The following is a 19331-nucleotide window of genomic DNA, read 5'->3' as shown; positions in this document are numbered from 1 at the left end:
CAAGGTTAAATAACCCTTTGAGTCTAAATAAGGTCCTAGTCGTTTACTTCTTCTTTTGGGAGAATGTTTATCTGTGGTTTTTTAAGTACCTCTTTATTGGCTATGCTTTTTTCTAAGGACAATAATAGTGATGGCAGTAATATAAGATTGGCCAACATCGCAAATAACAAGGTTGCAGAAACCAAGGCTCCAAGTGCAACAGTTCCACCAAAATTTGAGATTACAAAAACCGAAAATCCAAAAAATAATACAATTGATGTGTAGAACATGCTTACTCCAGTTTCCCGTAATGCAGCATAGACCGATTTCTCTATTTTCCATTTGCTGGCAGTAAGCTCTTGGCGGTACTTGGCCAGAAAGTGAATAGTGTCATCTACCGAAATGCCAAAGGCTATACTGAAAACAAGTATTGTGGAAGGTTTTATAGGAACACCAACAAAACCCATAATGCCTGCCGTGAGTATAAGTGGCAATAGATTTGGAATTAGGGATATAACAATCATTCTAAATGATCGAAATAGATAGGCCATGAATAACGCGATAAGGCCAATGGCAAGTGCAAGTGAAAGAATCAAGTTTTTGACCAAATATTTGGTCCCTTTCAGGAATAACAATGCGCTACCGGTCATGTATACAGAATAACGTTCAACTGGAAATATTTTTGTAATATTTTCCATAAGTCTTTCCTCGATTTGTTCCATACGGTCTGTCTTCACATCGCGCATAAAAGTGGTCATTCTTGCGGTCTGGCCAGTACTATCTACAAAGCTTTTCAGAAGGTTTCCATTGTCTGATGATTTTCGGGCAACATCCATTATGAAATTATTTTCCTGACTGGTTGGCAATTGGTAGTATTTTGGAATGCCATTATAGAATGCCTGTTTGGAATACTTAACCAGATTAACCACCGAAACAGGTTTGGATAATTCTGGAATTTCTTCAATCACATCACCTAAACGGTCCATTCGTTTTAAAGTAGCTGGTTTAAGTACACCTTTTGGTTGTTTGGTGTCAACTACAATTTCCAATGGCATGATACCGTCAAATTCTTCTTCGAAAAATCTAATATCCTTAAAAAAATCTGCATTTTTTGGCATGTCCTCTATGGGGCTTCCAGATATTTCTATCTGATAAATACCAATAATACTTACCACTAATAAGCCTATGGATGCAATGTAAACAGCAATCCTATTATGGCGTACAATACGTTCCATCCAACTTACAAAAGCATCTATCCATTTTTTGTTCAAATGTTTTAAGTGCCTGGTTTTTGGAAGTGACAGGAAGCTGTAGATAATAGGAATTATCAGAAGGGATAAAACAAATATGCCTATGATATTAATAGAGGCTACAATCCCAAACTCTTTTAATAATTTGCTATCCGTAATAATAAAAGTAGCAAATCCGGAAGCGGTAGTCATATTGGTCATTAACGTCGCGTTACCGATTTTTGAAATTACCCTTTGTAAGGAGAGGGCCTGGTTGCCATGTTTTTTGACTTCTTGTTGATATTTATTAATTAGGAAAATGCAATTTGGTATGCCAATCACGATAATAAGTGGCGGTATCAGAGCAGTGAGTACAGTTATTTCATACTGTAAAAGACCAAGTATGCCAAATGCCCACATAACTCCTATAATAACAACACACATAGAAATTAAGGTAGCTCTGAAGCTTCTGAAAAAGAAAAAGAATATTAATGAGGTTACACCTAATGCCGCCAAGATGAACTTTCCAATTTCATCTATGATGTTTTGGGAATTCATGGTGCGCACGTAGGGCATGCCCGATATTCGAATATTAAGTCCGGTTTCTTCTTCAAAATTTTCCACAAGATGGGTCATATCCTTTAAGATAAAATCCTTTCTAACACTTGTGTTTACAATATCCTTGTCAAGATACATTACCGTTCTTATCGTACTGCTCTGCTTGTTATAAATGAGATTATCATAAAAAGGCAGATTATTGAATAAATGGTTAACAATGCTATCTAATTCCTTTGCGTCTTTGGGTTGTTTTTTAAACAAAGGCTTCATTACAAACTCCTGCTTATCGTTGTCCTTGACTAGTTCTTGAAGATTATCTGTTGAGAGTACAAAATCGACCTCAGGAAAGGCTACTAACTGTTTGCTCAACTTATTCCAACGATTAAAATTTTTCGGGTTAAAAAGGCTAGAGTCCCTGATGGCAAAAACAACCGCATTGCCTTCTTCCCCAAACTGATTTAAGAATGCTTGGTACTCTATATTTACGGGGTGGCCATCTGGTAGAAGATTGGCTTGCGAGCTGGAAAATCGCATATTTTTCCATTGTAAGCCTAGAAATATTGTGAAAGCAACAACTAGAACTAAAATTAAAATTCTATTTCTAAGAATTATTCTTGCAGTTTTTGCCCAAAAGCCTTTTGTAAGTTTAGCTACCATACTTGTTTTTACTGAATGCAAAGGTAACCAATGTGGTTAAGTATGCCTAAGTGGATAGGTTGAAAATGTATTTGATTTAGAATAAAAAAAGCAGCGCTAAGGGCTGCTTTTTAAATATATTAATTATGGTGCTTTGTTTTAAACTTTCATGATTTCTGCCTCTTTAACAACTAGAAAATCATCAATTTTTTTAACGTATTTGTCGGTCAGAACCTGTATGTCTGCCGTAGCATTTTTTTGTAAATCCTCTGAAACATCCAAATCCTTAATTTCCTTGTTTGCTTCTTGTCTAGCACTACGTACGCCAACTTTGGCATGTTCTGCTTCAGCTTTGGCTTGTTTGGTTAATTGAATTCTTCTTTCCTCTGTAAGTGGCGGAACATTGATTATAATAAAATCGCCGTTATTCATTGGATTAAAGCCTAAATTGGAGTTCATGATGGCTTTTTCAATTTCATGAAGCATATTTTTCTCCCAAGGTTGTACAGATATTGTACGCCCATCTGGTGTGTTTATATTGGCTACTTGTGAAAGTGGAGTTAATGATCCGTAATATTCGACCATAACGGAAGATAGCATTGCTGGGCTAGCTTTTCCTGCGCGAATTTTAACAAATTCTCTTTCTAAATGCGCAATGGCAGCATCCATATTTTCTTTGGCCGAGTCTAAAACAAATTCTATTTCTTCGTTCATTTTAAAATATTTCTATTATAAAAGCATAAAGTATGCCAATACTAAATGTTTACTGTTGTTCCTATGTTCTCCCCGTCAACGATTTTTAATAAATTGCCTTTTTTGTTCATATCAAAAACAACTATTGGCAATTCATTTTCTTGACTAAGGGTAAATGCGGTGGTGTCCATTACTTTAAGTCCTTTGGTCAAGACATCTTGGAAGGATATATTGTCAAACTTTGTGGCATTTTTATCTTTTTCAGGATCTGAGGTGTAAATTCCATCTACCCTTGTTCCTTTTAGGATAACATCTGCCTCTATTTCAATAGCTCTTAATACAGCTGCGGAATCCGTTGTGAAATAAGGGTTCCCAGTTCCTCCCCCAAAAATCACTACTCTACCTTTTTCTAAATGTCTCATAGCTCTTCTTCTGATAAAAGGCTCTGCCACCTCATTAATTTTAATGGCGGATTGCAATCGTGTTTGCACATTGATCATTTCCAAAGCACTTTGCAGTGCCAAACCATTTATTACGGTAGCTAACATTCCCATATGATCCCCTTGAACCCTGTCCATTCCGGTGGCAGCACCTGCAAGTCCACGAAAAATATTTCCGCCGCCTATTACAATGGCTACTTGAATACCTTTATCTACAACTTGTTTAATTTCCTGTGCGTATTCTCCAAGTCTTTTGGGGTCTATACCGTACTGCTTTTCGCCCATTAAGGCTTCGCCACTAAGTTTTAAGAGTATCCTTTTATATTGCATCTTAATTTTTATTTCGAAACAAAAATAATGAAAAAAACCGATGCTAATGGAAGCTATTTTAATGGTGCTTGCTAGTCCTATTATATGGGCGTAACTAACCTTTAAATTATATGGTAATAAAAAACGCCACTAAAATATAGTGGCGTTCTTAAATATGAATATAAATCTAAGTATTATCCTAAAGCAATTCTTTTAAATCCAATAACTTCTAAATTGGAATCAACTGATTTAATGTATTGGGCAACACTTTGTTTGCTGTCTTTAATGAAATCTTGGTTTACCAAGGTGTTATCTTTGAAGAAACGTTTCAGTTTTCCTTTGGCAATGTTGTCTAACATAGCCTCTGGCTTACCTTCTTGACGCAATTGGTCTTTAGCAATCTCAATTTCTTTATCAATAACAGATTGGTCTACACCATCTTCGTTTAAGGCAACTGGATTCATAGCAGCTGCTTGCATCGCAACATCTTTGGCCGCTTCTTCAGCGCCATCTACTGATGCGGAAAGACCAGTAAGAACAGCTATTTTGTTACCTGCATGAATATAAGACCCAACAAATGGCGCCTCTAATCTTTCAAAACCACCTATTTCAATTTTCTCACCAATAACACCTGTCTGCTCAGTTAATTTATCCTGAACTGTCATGCCTTTATATTCAGCATTTAAAAATGCTTCTTTGCTATCATAACCCAAAGCTAGTTCGGCCAAATCATTTGCCAATGTTACAAAAGTATCATTCTTAGCCACGAAATCTGTCTCACAGTTCAATGAGATAATTACGCCACTCGTTTTGTCGCTACTTACCTTAGCAATAGCCGCACCTTCAGAAGAATCCCTATCTGCTCTCTTTGCAGCAACTTTTTGTCCTTTTTTACGAAGAATTTCAATTGCTTTTTCAAAATCGCCTTCAGCTTCAACCAAAGCTTTTTTACAATCCATCATGCCGGCACCGGTAGTTTTTCTTAACTTATTTACTTCTGCAGCAGTTATTTTTGCCATTTTATTATTTATTTGAGTTCCTTTAAAAAGGAATTATATTTAAATTTTTTACTATTAAAAAAGGTGGGTTATTCTACCCCTCCTTTAACATTGTCTTGCCACTCTTTTAGCTCATCCCATTTACCCTTTGCGGCCATTTTGGCTTGTTTTGGCCATGAGGTAGGATCTAAATGTGCCATTCTTGAATTAGCCTCAGTTAAGATTTCCTTCATGTCTTCAACATCGGCCTTTGCAATTTTGGAAAAAGTATCCAATCCAGCATTTATCAACGCTTCAGCAGCTTTTGGTCCTACACCTTCTATTTTGGTTAGGTCGTCTTGTTCTTCTACTTCTTCTTCTGAATCTTTAGAAACAGCTACTTTGGTCGTTTCTTTTTTAGGAGCCTTTTCTTTTTTAGATTCGGTAGCTTCTGACTTTTCTGACTTTCTTTCCGCTAGTCCTTCTGCAATAGCATTAGAAACTTGAGTCATTATAATGTCTATTGATTTAGAAGCATCATCATTAGATGGTATTAAGTAATCTACATCCCTGGGATCAGAGTTGGTATCAACCATTGCAAAAATTGGAATGTTCAATTTCTGGGCTTCCTTAACAGCAATGTGTTCACGCATGGTGTCAACAATAAACAACGCACCAGGTAATCTTGTCATTTCAGAAATAGAACCTAAGTTTTTCTCTAATTTGGCACGTAAACGATCTACTTGAAGACGTTCTTTTTTAGATAAAGTAAGAAAAGTACCATCTTTTTTCATCCTATCGATAGAAGCCATTTTCTTTACAGCTTTTCTGATAGTAACAAAGTTGGTCAACATACCACCAGGCCACCTTTCGGTAATATATGGCATATTTACGTTTGAAGCTTTTTCGGCAACAATGTCCTTTGCTTGTTTTTTTGTAGCAACAAAAAGAATTTTTCTTCCAGATGCAGCAATTTTGCTTAAAGCCTCATTGGCTTCGTCTAATTTTGCAACTGTTTTGTAAAGATTGATTACGTGTATACCATTACGCTCCATGTAGATGTAAGGAGCCATGTTCGGATTCCACTTTCTTGTAAGGTGTCCAAAATGTACACCCGCTTCTAATAATTGTTTTACTTCGACTTTCGCCATTTTAAATTTAGTTTACGTTCTTTTGAATTAGCAATGATCAAGTGGTATTTCTTTCGAAAAGCCTTTATCATTTAGATGCTAAACTAATTTACCTTTTGCCACTGTAGAAGTTGGTTAAAAGGATTTTTAATTATCCTGTAAAAGGATTTTCAATGAACTAGTTAAATACCGAACTCGTTTCGGTATCGATGAAAATATAAATGGGCATCTGTCTTTCGACAGATGCCATAAATTTTTTGTGATTAACGTTTAGAGAATTGGAATTTCTTACGCGCTTTCTTCTGACCGAATTTCTTGCGCTCTACCATTCTTGGGTCTCTTGTCAATAAACCTTCAGGTTTAAGGGTAGCCCTGTTTTCTGAATCTACCTCACACATAGCTCTAGAAAGTGCTAAACGGATAGCTTCAGCTTGTCCTGTAATACCGCCACCGTAAACATTAACCTTAACATCATAGTTGTCCTCGGTTCCTGTTAGGGTAAAAGGTTGTTTTACTTTATACTGTAAAGTCGCAGTTGGGAAATAATCGTTTAAATCTTTGTTGTTAATGGTGATAGTACCATTACCTTGAGAAAGATAGATTCTTGCAACAGCGGTTTTTCTTCTACCTATTTTGTGAATTATCTCCATTATTTAATATCTTTTAAATTTACTACAGTTGGTTTTTGAGCTTCTTGTCCGTGTTCGGCACCAACATACACTTTTAGGTTTCTAAAAAGATCGGCACCTAATCTATTTTTAGGAAGCATACCTTTTACAGCTATCTCAACAATACTGGCTGGGTTTTTTACCAACAACTCTTTGGCCGTGGTCGAACGTTGACCACCTGGATATCCTGTATATCTTAGATACGTTTTGTCAGACCATTTGTTTCCGCTAAGTGTTACCTTTTCGGCGTTGATGATAACTACATTGTCACCACAATCAACGTGTGGAGTAAAACTTGGCTTATGCTTTCCTCGCAATAAATTAGCCACTTTAGAGGATAAACGTCCTAGTGTTTCTCCTTCGGCATCAACCAATAACCACTCCTTGTTTACAGTAGCTTTATTGGCAGATATGGTTTTGTAACTTAATGTATCCACTATATACTTTTTTTACTATTATTCTTGTCAATCCCGTCAAAGGGGCTGCAAATGTACAATTATAAACTTGAATTGCAAATAGTTGTTTCTTAATATTTGTAATTTTTTTAGAATGAAGATTTTATCCTTCATAACCAAAATAGGATAATACAAAATTGTAATTATAAAATGGCATAAATATAGTTTTATCGAAAGGACTCATTTGTTTTTAGGTATACCATAAAATCCTAATACAATTAATTTCTTAGGCAATGTCTGTAATATATCTTTTGCGAAATTAGTTTTCGCAAAATGATTATGGTAAAAAGCAATAAAATTTTACGATTGTATAATCAACAATTTAAGGTTTATGGATGATTACATTTTTTTTGGAACAAGAATTTAGTGCCCATTTGAAATAATATGATTGCTTTTTCGTTTAACTTGGTCAGCAACCAAACGAAAAAATTATGAAATACAATTTAGTCATCCTGTTTATAGCAACTTTTTTGGTAATCTCTTGCAGTTCAGATAAAGAGGGTGGTCAACAGGTAACCAAAACCAATGCTTCTGCAATTATTGGTACTTGGGATGCAACAGAATTAAGAATTAATAACGATACGGCAAGTGATGATGCTAAATTTGGCAAACAAATTTTGGATTTCCTAACGGATAAGGAATGTTACGTAGTCACCTTAGAATTTAATGAGGATCTCACGGCAACGGCATCCAATTCAACGAGTTATATAGAAGTGAATGCTACTTCCTCGGGTTTAGATATACCTTGTCCTACACAAGCAGATACTGAATCCAGTACGTATACATTTGATGGCAGTGTTGTGAGTATAGTTGATACCACTGGAGAAACAATATATGTTGATGTTAGTATTGATGGTGATATAATGATTGTTGATGCAACTGATTTACAAATACCGAATTTTACAGATAGTGGGGAGTTGATTTTTATAAAGAGGTAGATTTGATATATTACTTATAAAACACCCTTTCAATTCATTGAAAGGGTGTTTTATTTTTATATGGTAATTGATGTTAAAAAATTAGAATATATTTATCATCGCCAAACCTAGTAATAAAAACCAATGCTAAAATTGTCAATTCTTCGATTCTTGACGTTCCTTTCGTTCCCACTCCTTTTTTTAGCTTGTATTGATCCTGTAGAACCAGAATTTCAATATGAAGAAGATTTACTATTCATAGATGCCTTTGCCTCAACATTGCCAGGTGCTTCAAACGTTACTATCAGTGAAACCGCCGTGGAATTTGGAGTAAGGGTTGTGAACCCTGTAGCTGGAGCTAGGGTTGTTTTTGAAAATACGATTAACGGTGAAGAAGTAGTTTTAACAGAAGCTATGAACTCATACATCGTGGATGAAGATTTTGCCATAATTCCTGGTGAGATATGGAGATTGGTAGTTGTTTTGGAGAATGGTAAAAGAATTGAATCGGTTGAGGAATTGGTATTAGACCCTGTTCCTATAGATGATATGCAGGTGAATTACGTTCCAGAATTGGCATTTAGAGAAATCGGTGGAGGAAAATTTGTACCTGGACATAGGGTCACGGTTAATTTTAATGATCCTCAACAAGAGGATAATTATTATTACTGGTCATATCGGTCTTTTGAGAATTTGGATTATTGTAAAATATGTATAGAAGGATTGTTTAGGGATGGTGATTGTATCGCATATGATCTAAGGGGAAGATTAAGGCGATACTTTAACTATATCTGTGAAACGGATTGTTGGCAAATTCGCTACCCTGATAATATAAATATTTTTAATGATCAGTTTACAAATGGTAATGCAGTTACGAATCTTCCCGTTGGGGATATTTTATTAAATACAAAAGAGAATATGGTTGTTGAATTACAACAATTTTCTTTAACACCAAGTGCTTTTGAATATTATAAGGTTTTAAAAGATATTGTAGATAATTCCTCTGGTTTAAATGCACCACCACCAGCTGCTTTAATCGGTAACCTATTCAATCCTGAAGATCTGGATGAAGTGGTTCTTGGTAGGTTTACCGCTGCAGCATCATCAGTTTCTAGTGTTTTTGTTGAGAGGGAGTCCATAACACAAGCTCCACTTGAAACAAGCGACCCTATAGTTTTGGAACCGCTAATTGGATCACCTTATCCTCCTCCTGCAACTAATTTTGCTCCTTGTGAAGAATCTAAATTTAGGACCGCTATTGAACCTAATGGATGGATGGATAATTAATTGTGCAAGTATGACTGTAAAAAAAGTGTTTTGTATTTTTTGTGTTCTGTTTTTCAACGTAAGTATCTTGTTTGCACAAGAAGTGACACTTTCATTTGTAATTTTAAATTATGACACAGACCTACCTTTGGATAACGCGCAAATTGCAATAACCCCATGTGCATGTGGAGGAGTTTCTAATCAAGCTGGCAGGTTTTCTATTAACCTGCCACCAGATAATTATCAGGTAACGGTTAGTTATATTGGATTTTCAACAAGAAATCTCACAATTGATTTATCGGAAGGGAAAATTATCACTGTAAAATTAATACCACAGGAAGAGCAGCTTTCCGAGGTTATCGTTAGGGCAAAAAGGGTCTTGGATAATGTTGAAAGTCCGCAGATGGGGGCTCTTCAGTTAAATGCACAGGATTTGAAAAAAATTCCTGCTGCCATCGGCGAATTTGATGTTTTACGTGGTATGACCCTGGTGGCCGGTGTTAACAATGCTGGGGAGGTCAGTAACGGACTTTCTGTGCGGGGAGGGTCATTAGATCAAAATTTATTGTTGTATGATTATGCGCCGGTATTTAATCCAACGCATTTATTTGGATTGTTTTCAGTTTTCACACCTGAGTCAGTATCTTCTGTGGATTTGTATAGGGCAAATATTCCAGCAAGATATGGCGGGAGAACTACATCCGTCTTAGATGTTAAGGTTAAAAATCCATATGTAGATAAATTAAAGCTAAGTGGCGGTATAGGAATTGTTTCCAGTCGACTTTCATTAGAAACACCGCTTATTAAGGACAAGCTGATGTTGAGTGTTGGTGGTAGAGCCGGCTTCACGGATTTTTTATTGCCTCTTTTTTCAGAACGATTAAAAAATACAAAAGCAAATTTCTATGACAGTACTCTTAAATTACTGTATTTGCCTACCGAAAATGATCAAGTCTCCTTTACTGGATTTTATTCAAAAGACTTTTATCAGTTAGATTTAATATCTAAAGTGCAGAACATAAATGCGGAAAACAATCAATATGATTTTCGCACTTTAAACGGTACTCTAAATTGGACACATACTTTTATTAATAATTCCACTTTGCGAACTCTGTTTGTAGCTAGTGATTATGCCCCTAAAACCATTTTTCCTGAACAGGGTTCAGAAAATCAAATAGATTTTACAACTAGAATTAATTATCTAAGTTTTATTTCAGAGTTCTCTAATAGAATCAATGACAATTTAGAATATTATAGCGGTGTACAAATAAACAAATATGCAATTGAGCCTGGTGAACTAGATCCAGGAAATGGGAATAGCATTATTCCAGTTACTCTAGAAAAGGAAAATAGCTATGTATTTGCGGGATTTGGCAATGTTAATTGGAATTTGAATGAAAATTTAAGCATATCCACAGGTTTACGATTTAATCATTTCGTATTTGTTGGCCCGTATAAACAGGGTTTCTTTAATGAAATTACAGGTGAATTGGCAAGTACCAATGTTTTTGAAAAAGGAGCGGGGGTAAAGACATATAATAACCTAGAGCCAAGATTAGGAATAAATTATTTGGTATCAGAAAATACTTCTATCAAAGCTAGCTATGCAAGATTAAATCAGTATTTGCAAAATGTTTATAATTCAACAACGCCATTGCCCACATCAAGATGGAAGACTTCTGATCCCAATATAGAACCACAAAGTAGTGATGCATTTGGCTTGGGGATATATACCGGATTGGTAGATAATTCTATGGAATTTGGTTTGGAAGGATATTACAGGTTATCGGAAAATAATATTACTTATAAGCCCGGTGCTGATTTTTTCCTAGCAGAGTACTTGGAACGGGATATTGTGCAAGCCGAAGGGAGAGCTTATGGAATTGAATTAAGTTTAAAAAAGCCTAAAGGTAAAGTCAATGGCTGGTTAAACTATACCTGGTCAAGAAGTTTTTTAAGGTCGCAGAATGAAAGGTTGGCAGATAGGGTAAACAATAACCAATGGTATCCTTCTGATTTTGATAGGCCCCACGTAATAAATGGAACTTTAAATTTTGAAGGCGATGCGTACAATACTTGGAGTTTTAACTTTACGGCCCAAACCGGTAGACCTTACTCAGTAGCAAATGGGACATTTAAATTAGATAACGTCGATGTCCCTATTTTTTTAGAGCGAAATAACGCTAGATTAAGACCTTATCACAGGTTAGACTTTTCTTGGAAAGTACGTTATGGAAAAAATCCTAACCGAAGATGGAAGGGTGACTGGATTTTCACAATTTATAATGTATATGGTCGTAGAAATCCTTTTAACTTGTATTATGCACAAAGACAAGGTGCGGCTGATTCTGAAGTATTTTTAGATAGTCCTTTGGGTTCCTATGAACTATCAATACTAAATAGTCCTTTATTTGCCATTACTTATAACTTTGTTTTTGACTAAAGATTTATTTTTTATAAAACTTCTTTTGAATAACCTCTTCTTCAGACTTAATGGATAGTAAGTATATGCCTTGATTAAGATTGGCGATAGGTATGTTTAGGGCATTTTTTTTGATTTCCCATTTATAGTTTATCACAGTAGATCCATATATATCCGTAATGATAATGGAAGCTTGGGACGTATTTTTAAGCCCTAAAATATTTATTACGGAAGTTGCTGGATTGGGGAATATGGTAACTTTTTCTGCACTTTGAGAAAAGCCCGTATTGTTAAGGGTGATAACCAACAGTGCAAATAAAATCAGTTTCTTGTTCATGGAAGTTAGCCATCAATTCTCTCTTAAAAAAACGGTGTAAATATCTAATTTAGTATCACATTGGGAATGAATTAACAAAAAGGGGTATTAATTGTCAAGTTTAAATCTTAATCATTAACTGTTATCACTTTAGAAATTCCATATTAATAAGGTGGTGTGTAATATTAACAAATTTTAATACAAAACACTTATCTAAAGTTAAAATAGCATATAAATTTGAAAATTTAGATGTTTTTGATGTTGGTCAATTGCTAGAACTTTGTAGTGTATAATTTAATATACATAGTTATGAAAGAATTAAAATTTTATCCAACAATATGGCAGACAGTCCCTTTTTCATTAGATATGATGGATCAATGGGATGTGGACGGTAAGCGAATCAAAGACTTGATTTTAAAGAATAAGTATGCCTCTGAAAAGGGTGTCTCTCAAATGAATGTAAATGTTATCAAGTTTTCCGCTATTGATAAAAAAGGGAATGAGCATATAATTACGGACTTTTCAGGTAACGAAAGCATGCAACTCAAAGGAATGCATACGGGGCTTTTTATCAAGACGAAAAGTGTACTTAAGTTAGATTCAGGTTCTTATTCAACATTTCGCTTTTACCTTAGTAGTAAAGGTAATGAGTTTATTTATGATGATAGGTCTAAGGAACCATTATACCGTTTTGATCATTTAGATTTTGAAATTGTAAATGGTCTTGAGTTAAGCGGTGATGAGTCCAAACAAGTGTTATTACGCTTTGATTTTGAACCGTTTTCTCTACTAAGTTATTTAAAACCTTTTCAAAAGTTTCTGCAAGGAATCAAATTTAAAAAAATGAAATGGGCTAGTAGCTATAGTCACTAAATAAGATAGTATCCTTAAAGTAAAAAGGCACCGTAATTGGTGCCTTTTTAAGTTTATAAAATTTGCTCTTAATGTGCTTCAAGCCAGTTTTGGCCTATCCCTATTTCTACATCCAAAGGCACTGCCAGTTTATAGGCATTTTCCATTTCTGATTTGATTATGGATTTAAGTTCTTCCAACTCTGGTTTGTAAATATCAAAAACCAATTCATCATGTACCTGTAACAGCATCTTAGATTTATAAGCACCTTTCACTAGTTTTTTGTGAATATTGATCATGGCTAATTTAATAATATCAGCCGCGCTTCCTTGTATAGGGGCGTTCACTGCGTTTCTTTCTGCTGCACCACGCACAATGGCATTACTCCCATTAATATCTTTTAAATACCGGCGTCTTCCTAAAACAGTTTGTACGTAGCCGTTTTCCCTTGCAAAATCTACCAACTCGCTCATGTAATTTCTAAGCTTTGGATAGGTTTTGTAATACATATCTATAAGTTCCTTGGATTCTGCCCTGGATAAATCTGTTTGGTTGCTTAACCCAAATGCAGAAACTCCATAAATAATACCAAAGTTCACTGTCTTTGCATTGCTTCGTTGCTCTCTAGTTACTTCCTCCAGCGGAATATTAAATACCTTGGACGCGGTAGAAGTGTGAATGTCTTCTCCATTTTTAAAAGCTTCTATCATAGTATCTTCTTCACTTAATGCAGCAATAATACGAAGTTCAATTTGGGAATAATCCGCCGCCAGTAAAACGTGGTTTTCATCCTTGGGCACAAAGGCTTTTCGTACTTGTCTTCCTCTTTCTGTCCTAATGGGAATATTTTGTAAATTGGGATTGTTGCTGCTGAGACGACCAGTTGCCGCAACGGTTTGCATGTAATCTGTATGCACTCTTCCGGTAGATGGCTCTACTTGCTCTGGTAGGGCATCAACATAGGTGCTTTTAAGTTTGGTTAGCCCCCTATAGTCTAAAACATTTTGAACAATCTCATGGTCCTTAGCTAAATAGGATAGTACATCTTCTGCCGTAGAATACTGTCCTGTTTTGGTTTTTTTAGGCTTGTCTACCAATTTCATTTTGTTAAAAAGGATTTCTCCTAATTGTTTTGGTGAACCAATATTAAATTCCTCTCCGGCAGCTTCATAAATTTTTTGTTCCAGATCGGCGATATCTTTATTCAGGTCAGAGGACAAGGATTTTAAGAAATCTATATCTAGATTAATGCCTTCCAACTCCATATCTGCCAATACTCTCAATAAAGGTATTTCTATATCCTTAAAAAGTTTGTCTGTTTTAGCCTCAGTTAGTTCTGGTTTAAAGTGTTGGGCCAATTGAAATGTAATATCCGCGTCCTCAACAGCGTATTCTGTTTGTTGTTCAAGGGGAATATCCCTCATGGAGAGTTGGTTCTTGCCTTTTTTACCTATTAGTTCCGTTATGGATACTGGGGTATAATTCAGATAGGTTTCCGCTAAAACATCCATGCTATGACGCATGTCTGGATTTATTAGGTAATGTGCTAACATCGTGTCGAACAATGGTCCATTGACAGGAATATTATATTTTTTAAGAACCTTAATATCATATTTTAAGTTCTGACCCATTTTTTCAATATGTTCAGACTCAAAGAAAGGGCGTAATTGTTCTAGTATTTCTTGTGCATCATTTTTGTTTTCAGGTATTGGCACGTAAAAACCCTTTGTAGCTTCCCATGAAAATGCGATACCTACCAATTCTGCGGTTATTGGATTAAGCCCAGTTGTTTCCGTATCAAAACAAACCGATTTTTGCTTCATCAGATTTTGAAGAAACAATTTCATTGCCATTCCCGGTGCAATACTTTGGTAAGCATGGGGAATGTCTTTTATGGTATTTCTACTAGAGCTATCTTTTATGGTTGCCGGGGCAATGCCATCGCCACCAAATAGGCTAAACTGTCCGCTTCCTGCGGAAGAAGTGGCTACTTTTTTGGCAGTTTCAGTACTGGTTACCTGTGTTTGGGTTTCTTCTGTTTCACCTGAAAAGATTTTGATGAACTGATCTTTTAGTCTTCTGAACTCCAGTTCCTCAAATATTTCTTGCACTTTCTCATTGTCAGGAACAGACATTTCATAGTCTTTGGCATCAAAGGTGACATCACAATCTATACAAATAGTAGCAAGTTTTTTAGATAACATCCCGAGTTCTGCGTTTTCTTCTATCTTCTCTTTCATCTTACCTTTTAGCTGATCTGTATTTGCCAACAGGTTTTCCATAGACCCAAAATCTGCAATGAATTTTTTGGCAGTTTTGTCACCAACACCAGGAAGTCCGGGGATGTTGTCACTTGCATCGCCCATCATCCCTAAATAGTCTATTACTTGTTCCGGACGTTCCACACCAAATCGTTTTTGGACTTCGGGAATGCCCCAAATTTCAATACCATTACCCATTCTTGCTGGTCTGTACATGAAAATATTCTCTGAGACCAATTGCCCAAAATCCTTATCTGGTGTAACCATAAAAACTTTGTATTCTTCCTTTTCTGCTTGTTTGGCCAAGGTTCCAATGATGTCGTCTGCTTCCCAACCTTCCAAAACAACAGAAGGTATATGCATTGCCTTTAGGATTTCCTGTATGTAGGGAACGGCAATTCTAATAGCGTCTGGGGTTTCATCCCTATTGGCCTTGTATTCCGGAAATAATTCCGTGCGTTCTGCACTTCCACCCTTATCAAAACAAACAGCAAGGTGGTCTGGTTTTTCACGTTTAATAACATCGAACAAGGAGTTCATGAACCCCATTATGGCAGAGGTATCCATACCCTTAGAATTAATTCTTGGGTTCTTTATCAAGGCATAGTAGCCACGAAATATGAGTGCGTATGCATCTAAAAGAAAAAGTCTTTTTTGATCTGCCATTTTTGGAATTTAATGTAAGAGGTTAAAAATACAAATAGAAAGTGAAAAAAAGTCCACTAAAAAAATTGGGTCTTCAATTATATTGAAACCAATATTTTATTTCATGGGAATGATATTAAGATTTTAAATAACTACCAGCTAGATTGTTTACATGACCTTCTTTGCTAAAACTTCTATAAGAAAAGCCTGGATGAATGCAATAACCACCAGTTTCCCCTTTTTTGTTTATGGCGATGAAGCCAATTTGAAAGTCGAGTTTTCCTTTATTTTTTTCAATAATTCTACGAACACCTTCTTCACAAGCTTCTTGAGGAGATTTTCCTTGTCGCATGAGTTCTACAATTAAAAAACTGCCTACGGTGCGTACTACTTCTTCCCCAACCCCTGTGGCAGTTGCACCGCCAATCTCGTTATCTACAAATAACCCTGCACCAATAATTGGGGAATCTCCCACACGTCCTGCCATTTTAAATGCCATTCCACTTGTTGTACATGCCCCAGCTATATCTCCTTTGGCATCAATGGCCAGCATGCCAATGGTATCATGGTTTTCAATATTTATTATGGGCTTATATTTTGAGGTTACTTTCCAATCTTCCCAATCTTTTTTGGATTTTTCAGTTAACAGATTTGTCTTTTTAAAACCTTGCTCATAGGCGAATTGTTCTGCGCCTTTGCCAACCAACATTACATGTGGCGTTTCTTCCATTACCTTTCTGGCAACAGAAATTGGATTAGCTATATTTTGTAAGGCCAAAACAGCACCACAATTAGCATCTTTGTCCATGATACACGCGTCAAGTGTTACATTACCATCCCTATCAGGCCTGCCACCATTTCCAACTGTCTGGTTGTTTAGATTGTTTTCCTCTATCATTACGCCTTCATGTACGGCGTCTAAAGAATTACCTCCTGCATTTAAAACTTCCCAAGCCTTGGCTGTGGCATTGCCGAAATCCCATGTGCATAGGGCAATAGGGTAAGAGGTTTTTATTTTGTCAACAGTATCATTTTGATTTTTATTTTCACTGTATGATGCCAATAGTGGTGCGGATAACATGCCAGCGGTTACCGTTCCAGAATTTTTAAGAAACTTTCTTCTTTTCATGCGTTTGGTTCTTTACTTTAGTTCCCTAAATATAGGGATATGCTTGTAGAAGTTTGTGCCAATTCTTTGGAATCTGCCTTAAATGCCCAAAAAGCTGGTGCAGATAGGATAGAGCTCTGTTCTGAGTTGGCTGTTGGTGGGATTACCCCATCCTATGGCCTTTTGCAGAAGGTAAAGGAGTTGATTACTATTCCTGTGCACGTGCTTATACGACCGAGAAGTGGAGATTTTTCATATTCCAATTTCGAGTTTGAAATCATGAAGCGAAATATTCAACTTTGTAGTGATTTGGGTTTTGATGGTGTTGTTTCGGGTATATTGAAGACAGATTTTACCTTGGACATTGATAGGACAGAAGCATTAATGCATTTGGCAAGAGGATTACATTTTACATTTCATAGGGCATTTGATTGGGTTAAAGATCCTTTAAGGGCATTACATGAACTTGAAGGTTTGGGTGTGGATACCATTTTATCTTCTGGACAACAAAAATCTGCCATTTTAGGGATTGATTTACTCACTGAGCTCAGCGAAAAATCTTCTTCATGTACGCTAATGCCGGGTTCTGGTATTACTAGTGATAATGTATGTCTTTTTAAGGAAAAAGGGTTTAGGGCAGTTCATTTGTCCGGTACCCAATTTCATAAAACATTAAGTGAGGCGCCAAAAGTTTCTATGAATTCCGGTTCCCTTCTTAAGGATGATAGTTTGGCTGTAACCCAGGTTCAATCAATTAGGACTGTTGTTGAGAAGGTTAAATAAAACGCAAAAGAGCATCTTAATAGAATATCAAAAAATATCTTTGTAAAAAAGACACTATGTTGCGCTGGATAATTTTTGTCATTATTTATACAGGTTTAAGTTTTTATGTATTACAAGCCTTGAAAACCGTTTGGCGCCAGCCTATTTGGTATTATGTATATATGCTTTTGGCTTTTTTGGTAATGGCCAATTTTATCTATCAATTTACAGTAGGAGAAGAAGCAGGTAGGGTTTTGAGTAGGCCCAAAAGTTTTGCATTTGGTTTTTTGCTTACTATTTTAACTTTTAAGATTATTACCATATTCTTTCTTTTTTCTGAAGATATATTTAGGGTTTTATCTGGGGGTTATGAGAAGGTTTTTGGAACTACAAAGGTTTTTAGCTTACCCGAACGAAGACGCTTTTTAAGTTTATTGGCCCTTGGTATAGCTGCGGTACCTTTTGGGGCTTTACTTTATGGGATGTATAGAGGGAAATATAATTTTAAGGTGTTGAAATATAAATTGGAGTTTGAGGACCTTCCAGAGGCATTTGATGGTTATCAAATAACACAGATTTCAGACATACATAGTGGGAGTTTTGATAACAAGGAGAAAATAGCCTATGCGGTGGACTTAGTTAATAAACAAAAAAGTAACGCTATTTTGTTTACTGGGGATATGGTAAACAATAAGACGGAAGAGATGTTGCCTTGGGCTGACCTTTTTGGCACTTTAAAAGCATCGGATGGTAAATATTCTGTGCTTGGAAACCATGATTATGGGGATTATATTGAATGGGAGACCGAGGAATTAAAAAGTCAAAATTTAGAGGATTTAAAAGCTTTACAAAAACAAATGGGATTTGACCTTTTGTTAAACGAGCACCGGTATTTACAAAAGGGTGATAGTAAAATAGCTTTGGTTGGTGTGGAGAACTGGGGTAGAGGAGGTTTTAAAAAAGCAGGTGACCTTAAAAAAGCAATCTCTAAAATTTCTATGGACGATTTCACTATCCTTATGAGTCATGACCCGTCTCATTGGGAGGATGAGGTGTTACAGGATGACAAACATTTTCATCTTACCCTAAGTGGACATACGCATGGTATGCAATTTGGTATTGAGATACCGGGTTGGATTAAATGGAGCCCCGTAAAATGGCGTTATAAATATTGGGCAGGAGTCTACAAAGAACTTGGTCAATACATTAATGTAAACAGGGGTTTTGGTTTTTTAGGTTATCCTGGTAGGGTTGGTATTTGGCCAGAAATTACCGTCATCACCTTAAAAAAGAAATCATTAACATGATTTTAACCTGTTGATGGACTACAAAAATGACGGGAACCGTTGTTTTTTAACATTTTTTACTACATTTGGCTTATAAAGAAAAGCCGATTATATGTCAAAATTTGGTGAACTTATAGATTTAAATGTTCCAGTATTGCTAGATTTTTATGCAGAATGGAACGAACAGTCTACCTCTATGCATCCGGTATTAAGGGATGTTGCTGCTGCACTTGGTGACAAGGGCAAGGTTATAAAAATAGATGTGGATAAAAACAAGGAACTTTCCCAGGCACTACGCGTTAAAGGTTTGCCTACCTTAATGATATATAAGAAAGGTGAAATGGTTTGGCGCCAAAGCGGGGAACAAGATGCCAATACCTTGATTGGTATATTAAACGAATACGTTTAACCTATCTTTTTTT

General features: G+C 36.0%; 17 protein-coding genes. 7 read left to right on the top strand and 10 right to left on the bottom strand.

Annotated elements, in window-relative coordinates; genetic code table 11:
- Window positions 1–35: 35 nt before the first annotated feature.
- From ACOCEA_RS01835 to rplM, 7 genes are all read right to left on the bottom strand, one after another.
- Window positions 36–2423, bottom strand: a complete 2388-nt coding sequence (locus tag ACOCEA_RS01835) for an efflux RND transporter permease subunit (protein ID WP_420754486.1) — start codon at window positions 2421–2423, stop codon at window positions 36–38.
- Window positions 2424–2561: 138 nt separating this feature from the next.
- Entirely contained in the window at window positions 2562–3116 is a 555-nt protein-coding gene (gene frr / locus ACOCEA_RS01830) for a ribosome recycling factor (protein ID WP_420754485.1), read from the bottom strand.
- Window positions 3117–3157: 41 nt separating this feature from the next.
- Window positions 3158–3865: a UMP kinase gene (gene pyrH / locus ACOCEA_RS01825; RefSeq protein WP_420754484.1), complete on the bottom strand. Its 708-nt coding sequence runs from the start codon at window positions 3863–3865 to the stop codon at window positions 3158–3160.
- A 173-nt stretch (window positions 3866–4038) separates the two neighbouring features.
- On the bottom strand, window positions 4039–4863 hold the full coding sequence (tsf, locus tag ACOCEA_RS01820) for a translation elongation factor Ts (RefSeq protein ID WP_420754483.1): 825 nt from the start codon (window positions 4861–4863) through the stop codon (window positions 4039–4041).
- Window positions 4864–4931: 68 nt separating this feature from the next.
- The gene (gene rpsB, locus ACOCEA_RS01815; protein ID WP_420754482.1) at window positions 4932–5972 is read right to left on the bottom strand and encodes a 30S ribosomal protein S2; all 1041 of its coding nucleotides are present in this window, start codon (window positions 5970–5972) and stop codon (window positions 4932–4934) included.
- 242 nt (window positions 5973–6214) lie between these two features.
- Window positions 6215–6601, bottom strand: a complete 387-nt coding sequence (rpsI, locus tag ACOCEA_RS01810) for a 30S ribosomal protein S9 (protein ID WP_420754481.1) — start codon at window positions 6599–6601, stop codon at window positions 6215–6217.
- Window positions 6601–7056 (bottom strand): 50S ribosomal protein L13, encoded by a 456-nt coding sequence (rplM, locus tag ACOCEA_RS01805; RefSeq protein WP_420754480.1) that lies wholly within the window; start codon window positions 7054–7056, stop codon window positions 6601–6603. The genes rpsI and rplM overlap by 1 nt, the downstream gene beginning before the upstream one ends.
- 449 nt (window positions 7057–7505) lie before the next feature.
- Between rplM and ACOCEA_RS01800 the strand changes: the two genes are divergently transcribed.
- The 3 genes from ACOCEA_RS01800 to ACOCEA_RS01790 all read left to right on the top strand — a co-directional run bounded on the left by ACOCEA_RS01800 (window position 7506) and on the right by ACOCEA_RS01790 (window position 11700).
- Window positions 7506–8012: a hypothetical protein gene (locus ACOCEA_RS01800; protein WP_420754479.1), complete on the top strand. Its 507-nt coding sequence runs from the start codon at window positions 7506–7508 to the stop codon at window positions 8010–8012.
- 123 nt (window positions 8013–8135) lie between these two features.
- Entirely contained in the window at window positions 8136–9278 is a 1143-nt protein-coding gene (locus tag ACOCEA_RS01795) for a DUF4249 domain-containing protein (RefSeq protein ID WP_420754478.1), read from the top strand.
- A gap of 10 nt (window positions 9279–9288) precedes the next feature.
- Window positions 9289–11700, top strand: a complete 2412-nt coding sequence (locus ACOCEA_RS01790; protein ID WP_420754477.1) for a TonB-dependent receptor — start codon at window positions 9289–9291, stop codon at window positions 11698–11700.
- Window positions 11701–11704: 4 nt separating this feature from the next.
- Here the strand turns inward: ACOCEA_RS01790 and ACOCEA_RS01785 are convergent, their stop codons facing one another.
- Window positions 11705–12016, bottom strand: a complete 312-nt coding sequence (locus ACOCEA_RS01785) for a T9SS type A sorting domain-containing protein (protein WP_420754476.1) — start codon at window positions 12014–12016, stop codon at window positions 11705–11707.
- A gap of 288 nt (window positions 12017–12304) precedes the next feature.
- Here ACOCEA_RS01785 and ACOCEA_RS01780 point away from each other — a divergent pair, with 288 nt between their 5' ends.
- On the top strand, window positions 12305–12868 hold the full coding sequence (locus ACOCEA_RS01780) for a hypothetical protein (protein ID WP_420754475.1): 564 nt from the start codon (window positions 12305–12307) through the stop codon (window positions 12866–12868).
- Between the two features lie 68 nt (window positions 12869–12936).
- Here the strand turns inward: ACOCEA_RS01780 and polA are convergent, their stop codons facing one another.
- Both polA and ACOCEA_RS01770 read right to left on the bottom strand, forming a co-directional pair.
- Window positions 12937–15774, bottom strand: coding sequence for a DNA polymerase I (gene polA, locus ACOCEA_RS01775; RefSeq protein WP_420754474.1), 2838 nt, complete (start codon window positions 15772–15774; stop codon window positions 12937–12939).
- Between the two features lie 115 nt (window positions 15775–15889).
- Window positions 15890–16882 (bottom strand): isoaspartyl peptidase/L-asparaginase family protein, encoded by a 993-nt coding sequence (locus tag ACOCEA_RS01770; RefSeq protein ID WP_420754473.1) that lies wholly within the window; start codon window positions 16880–16882, stop codon window positions 15890–15892.
- A 39-nt stretch (window positions 16883–16921) separates the two neighbouring features.
- Between ACOCEA_RS01770 and ACOCEA_RS01765 the strand changes: the two genes are divergently transcribed.
- The 3 genes from ACOCEA_RS01765 (at window position 16922) to ACOCEA_RS01755 (ending at window position 19318) form a co-directional block, all read left to right on the top strand.
- Window positions 16922–17644: a copper homeostasis protein CutC gene (locus tag ACOCEA_RS01765; RefSeq protein ID WP_420754472.1), complete on the top strand. Its 723-nt coding sequence runs from the start codon at window positions 16922–16924 to the stop codon at window positions 17642–17644.
- A gap of 56 nt (window positions 17645–17700) precedes the next feature.
- A complete protein-coding gene (locus tag ACOCEA_RS01760; RefSeq protein ID WP_420754471.1) occupies window positions 17701–18930 on the top strand; it encodes a metallophosphoesterase in 1230 nt (409 codons plus the stop codon).
- Window positions 18931–19021: 91 nt separating this feature from the next.
- On the top strand, window positions 19022–19318 hold the full coding sequence (locus ACOCEA_RS01755; RefSeq protein WP_413967306.1) for a thioredoxin family protein: 297 nt from the start codon (window positions 19022–19024) through the stop codon (window positions 19316–19318).
- The last annotated feature ends 13 nt before the right edge of the window (window positions 19319–19331 follow it).

This window comes from Maribacter luteocoastalis, from assembly GCF_048890225.1.
GTDB classification, from domain to species: domain Bacteria; phylum Bacteroidota; class Bacteroidia; order Flavobacteriales; family Flavobacteriaceae; genus Maribacter; species Maribacter luteocoastalis.
Note: the sequence above shows the minus strand (reverse complement) of the source record. Positions and strands in the feature narration are given on the sequence as shown.

Excerpts from the sequence above, each read along its gene's own strand:
- ACOCEA_RS01835 (WP_420754486.1), bottom strand. The coding sequence starts at position 2,423 with ATGGTAGCTAAACTTACAAAAGGCTTTTGGGCAAAAACTGCAAGAATA.
- frr (WP_420754485.1), bottom strand. The coding sequence starts at position 3,116 with ATGAACGAAGAAATAGAATTTGTTTTAGACTCGGCCAAAGAAAATATG.
- pyrH (WP_420754484.1), bottom strand. The coding sequence starts at position 3,865 with ATGCAATATAAAAGGATACTCTTAAAACTTAGTGGCGAAGCCTTAATG.
- tsf (WP_420754483.1), bottom strand. The coding sequence starts at position 4,863 with ATGGCAAAAATAACTGCTGCAGAAGTAAATAAGTTAAGAAAAACTACC.
- rpsB (WP_420754482.1), bottom strand. The coding sequence starts at position 5,972 with ATGGCGAAAGTCGAAGTAAAACAATTATTAGAAGCGGGTGTACATTTT.
- rpsI (WP_420754481.1), bottom strand. The coding sequence starts at position 6,601 with ATGGAGATAATTCACAAAATAGGTAGAAGAAAAACCGCTGTTGCAAGA.
- ACOCEA_RS01800 (WP_420754479.1), top strand. The coding sequence starts at position 7,506 with ATGAAATACAATTTAGTCATCCTGTTTATAGCAACTTTTTTGGTAATC.
- ACOCEA_RS01795 (WP_420754478.1), top strand. The coding sequence starts at position 8,136 with ATGCTAAAATTGTCAATTCTTCGATTCTTGACGTTCCTTTCGTTCCCA.
- ACOCEA_RS01790 (WP_420754477.1), top strand. The coding sequence starts at position 9,289 with ATGACTGTAAAAAAAGTGTTTTGTATTTTTTGTGTTCTGTTTTTCAAC.
- ACOCEA_RS01785 (WP_420754476.1), bottom strand. The coding sequence starts at position 12,016 with ATGAACAAGAAACTGATTTTATTTGCACTGTTGGTTATCACCCTTAAC.
- ACOCEA_RS01780 (WP_420754475.1), top strand. The coding sequence starts at position 12,305 with ATGAAAGAATTAAAATTTTATCCAACAATATGGCAGACAGTCCCTTTT.
- polA (WP_420754474.1), bottom strand. The coding sequence starts at position 15,774 with ATGGCAGATCAAAAAAGACTTTTTCTTTTAGATGCATACGCACTCATA.
- ACOCEA_RS01770 (WP_420754473.1), bottom strand. The coding sequence starts at position 16,882 with ATGAAAAGAAGAAAGTTTCTTAAAAATTCTGGAACGGTAACCGCTGGC.
- ACOCEA_RS01765 (WP_420754472.1), top strand. The coding sequence starts at position 16,922 with ATGCTTGTAGAAGTTTGTGCCAATTCTTTGGAATCTGCCTTAAATGCC.
- ACOCEA_RS01760 (WP_420754471.1), top strand. The coding sequence starts at position 17,701 with ATGTTGCGCTGGATAATTTTTGTCATTATTTATACAGGTTTAAGTTTT.
- ACOCEA_RS01755 (WP_413967306.1), top strand. The coding sequence starts at position 19,022 with ATGTCAAAATTTGGTGAACTTATAGATTTAAATGTTCCAGTATTGCTA.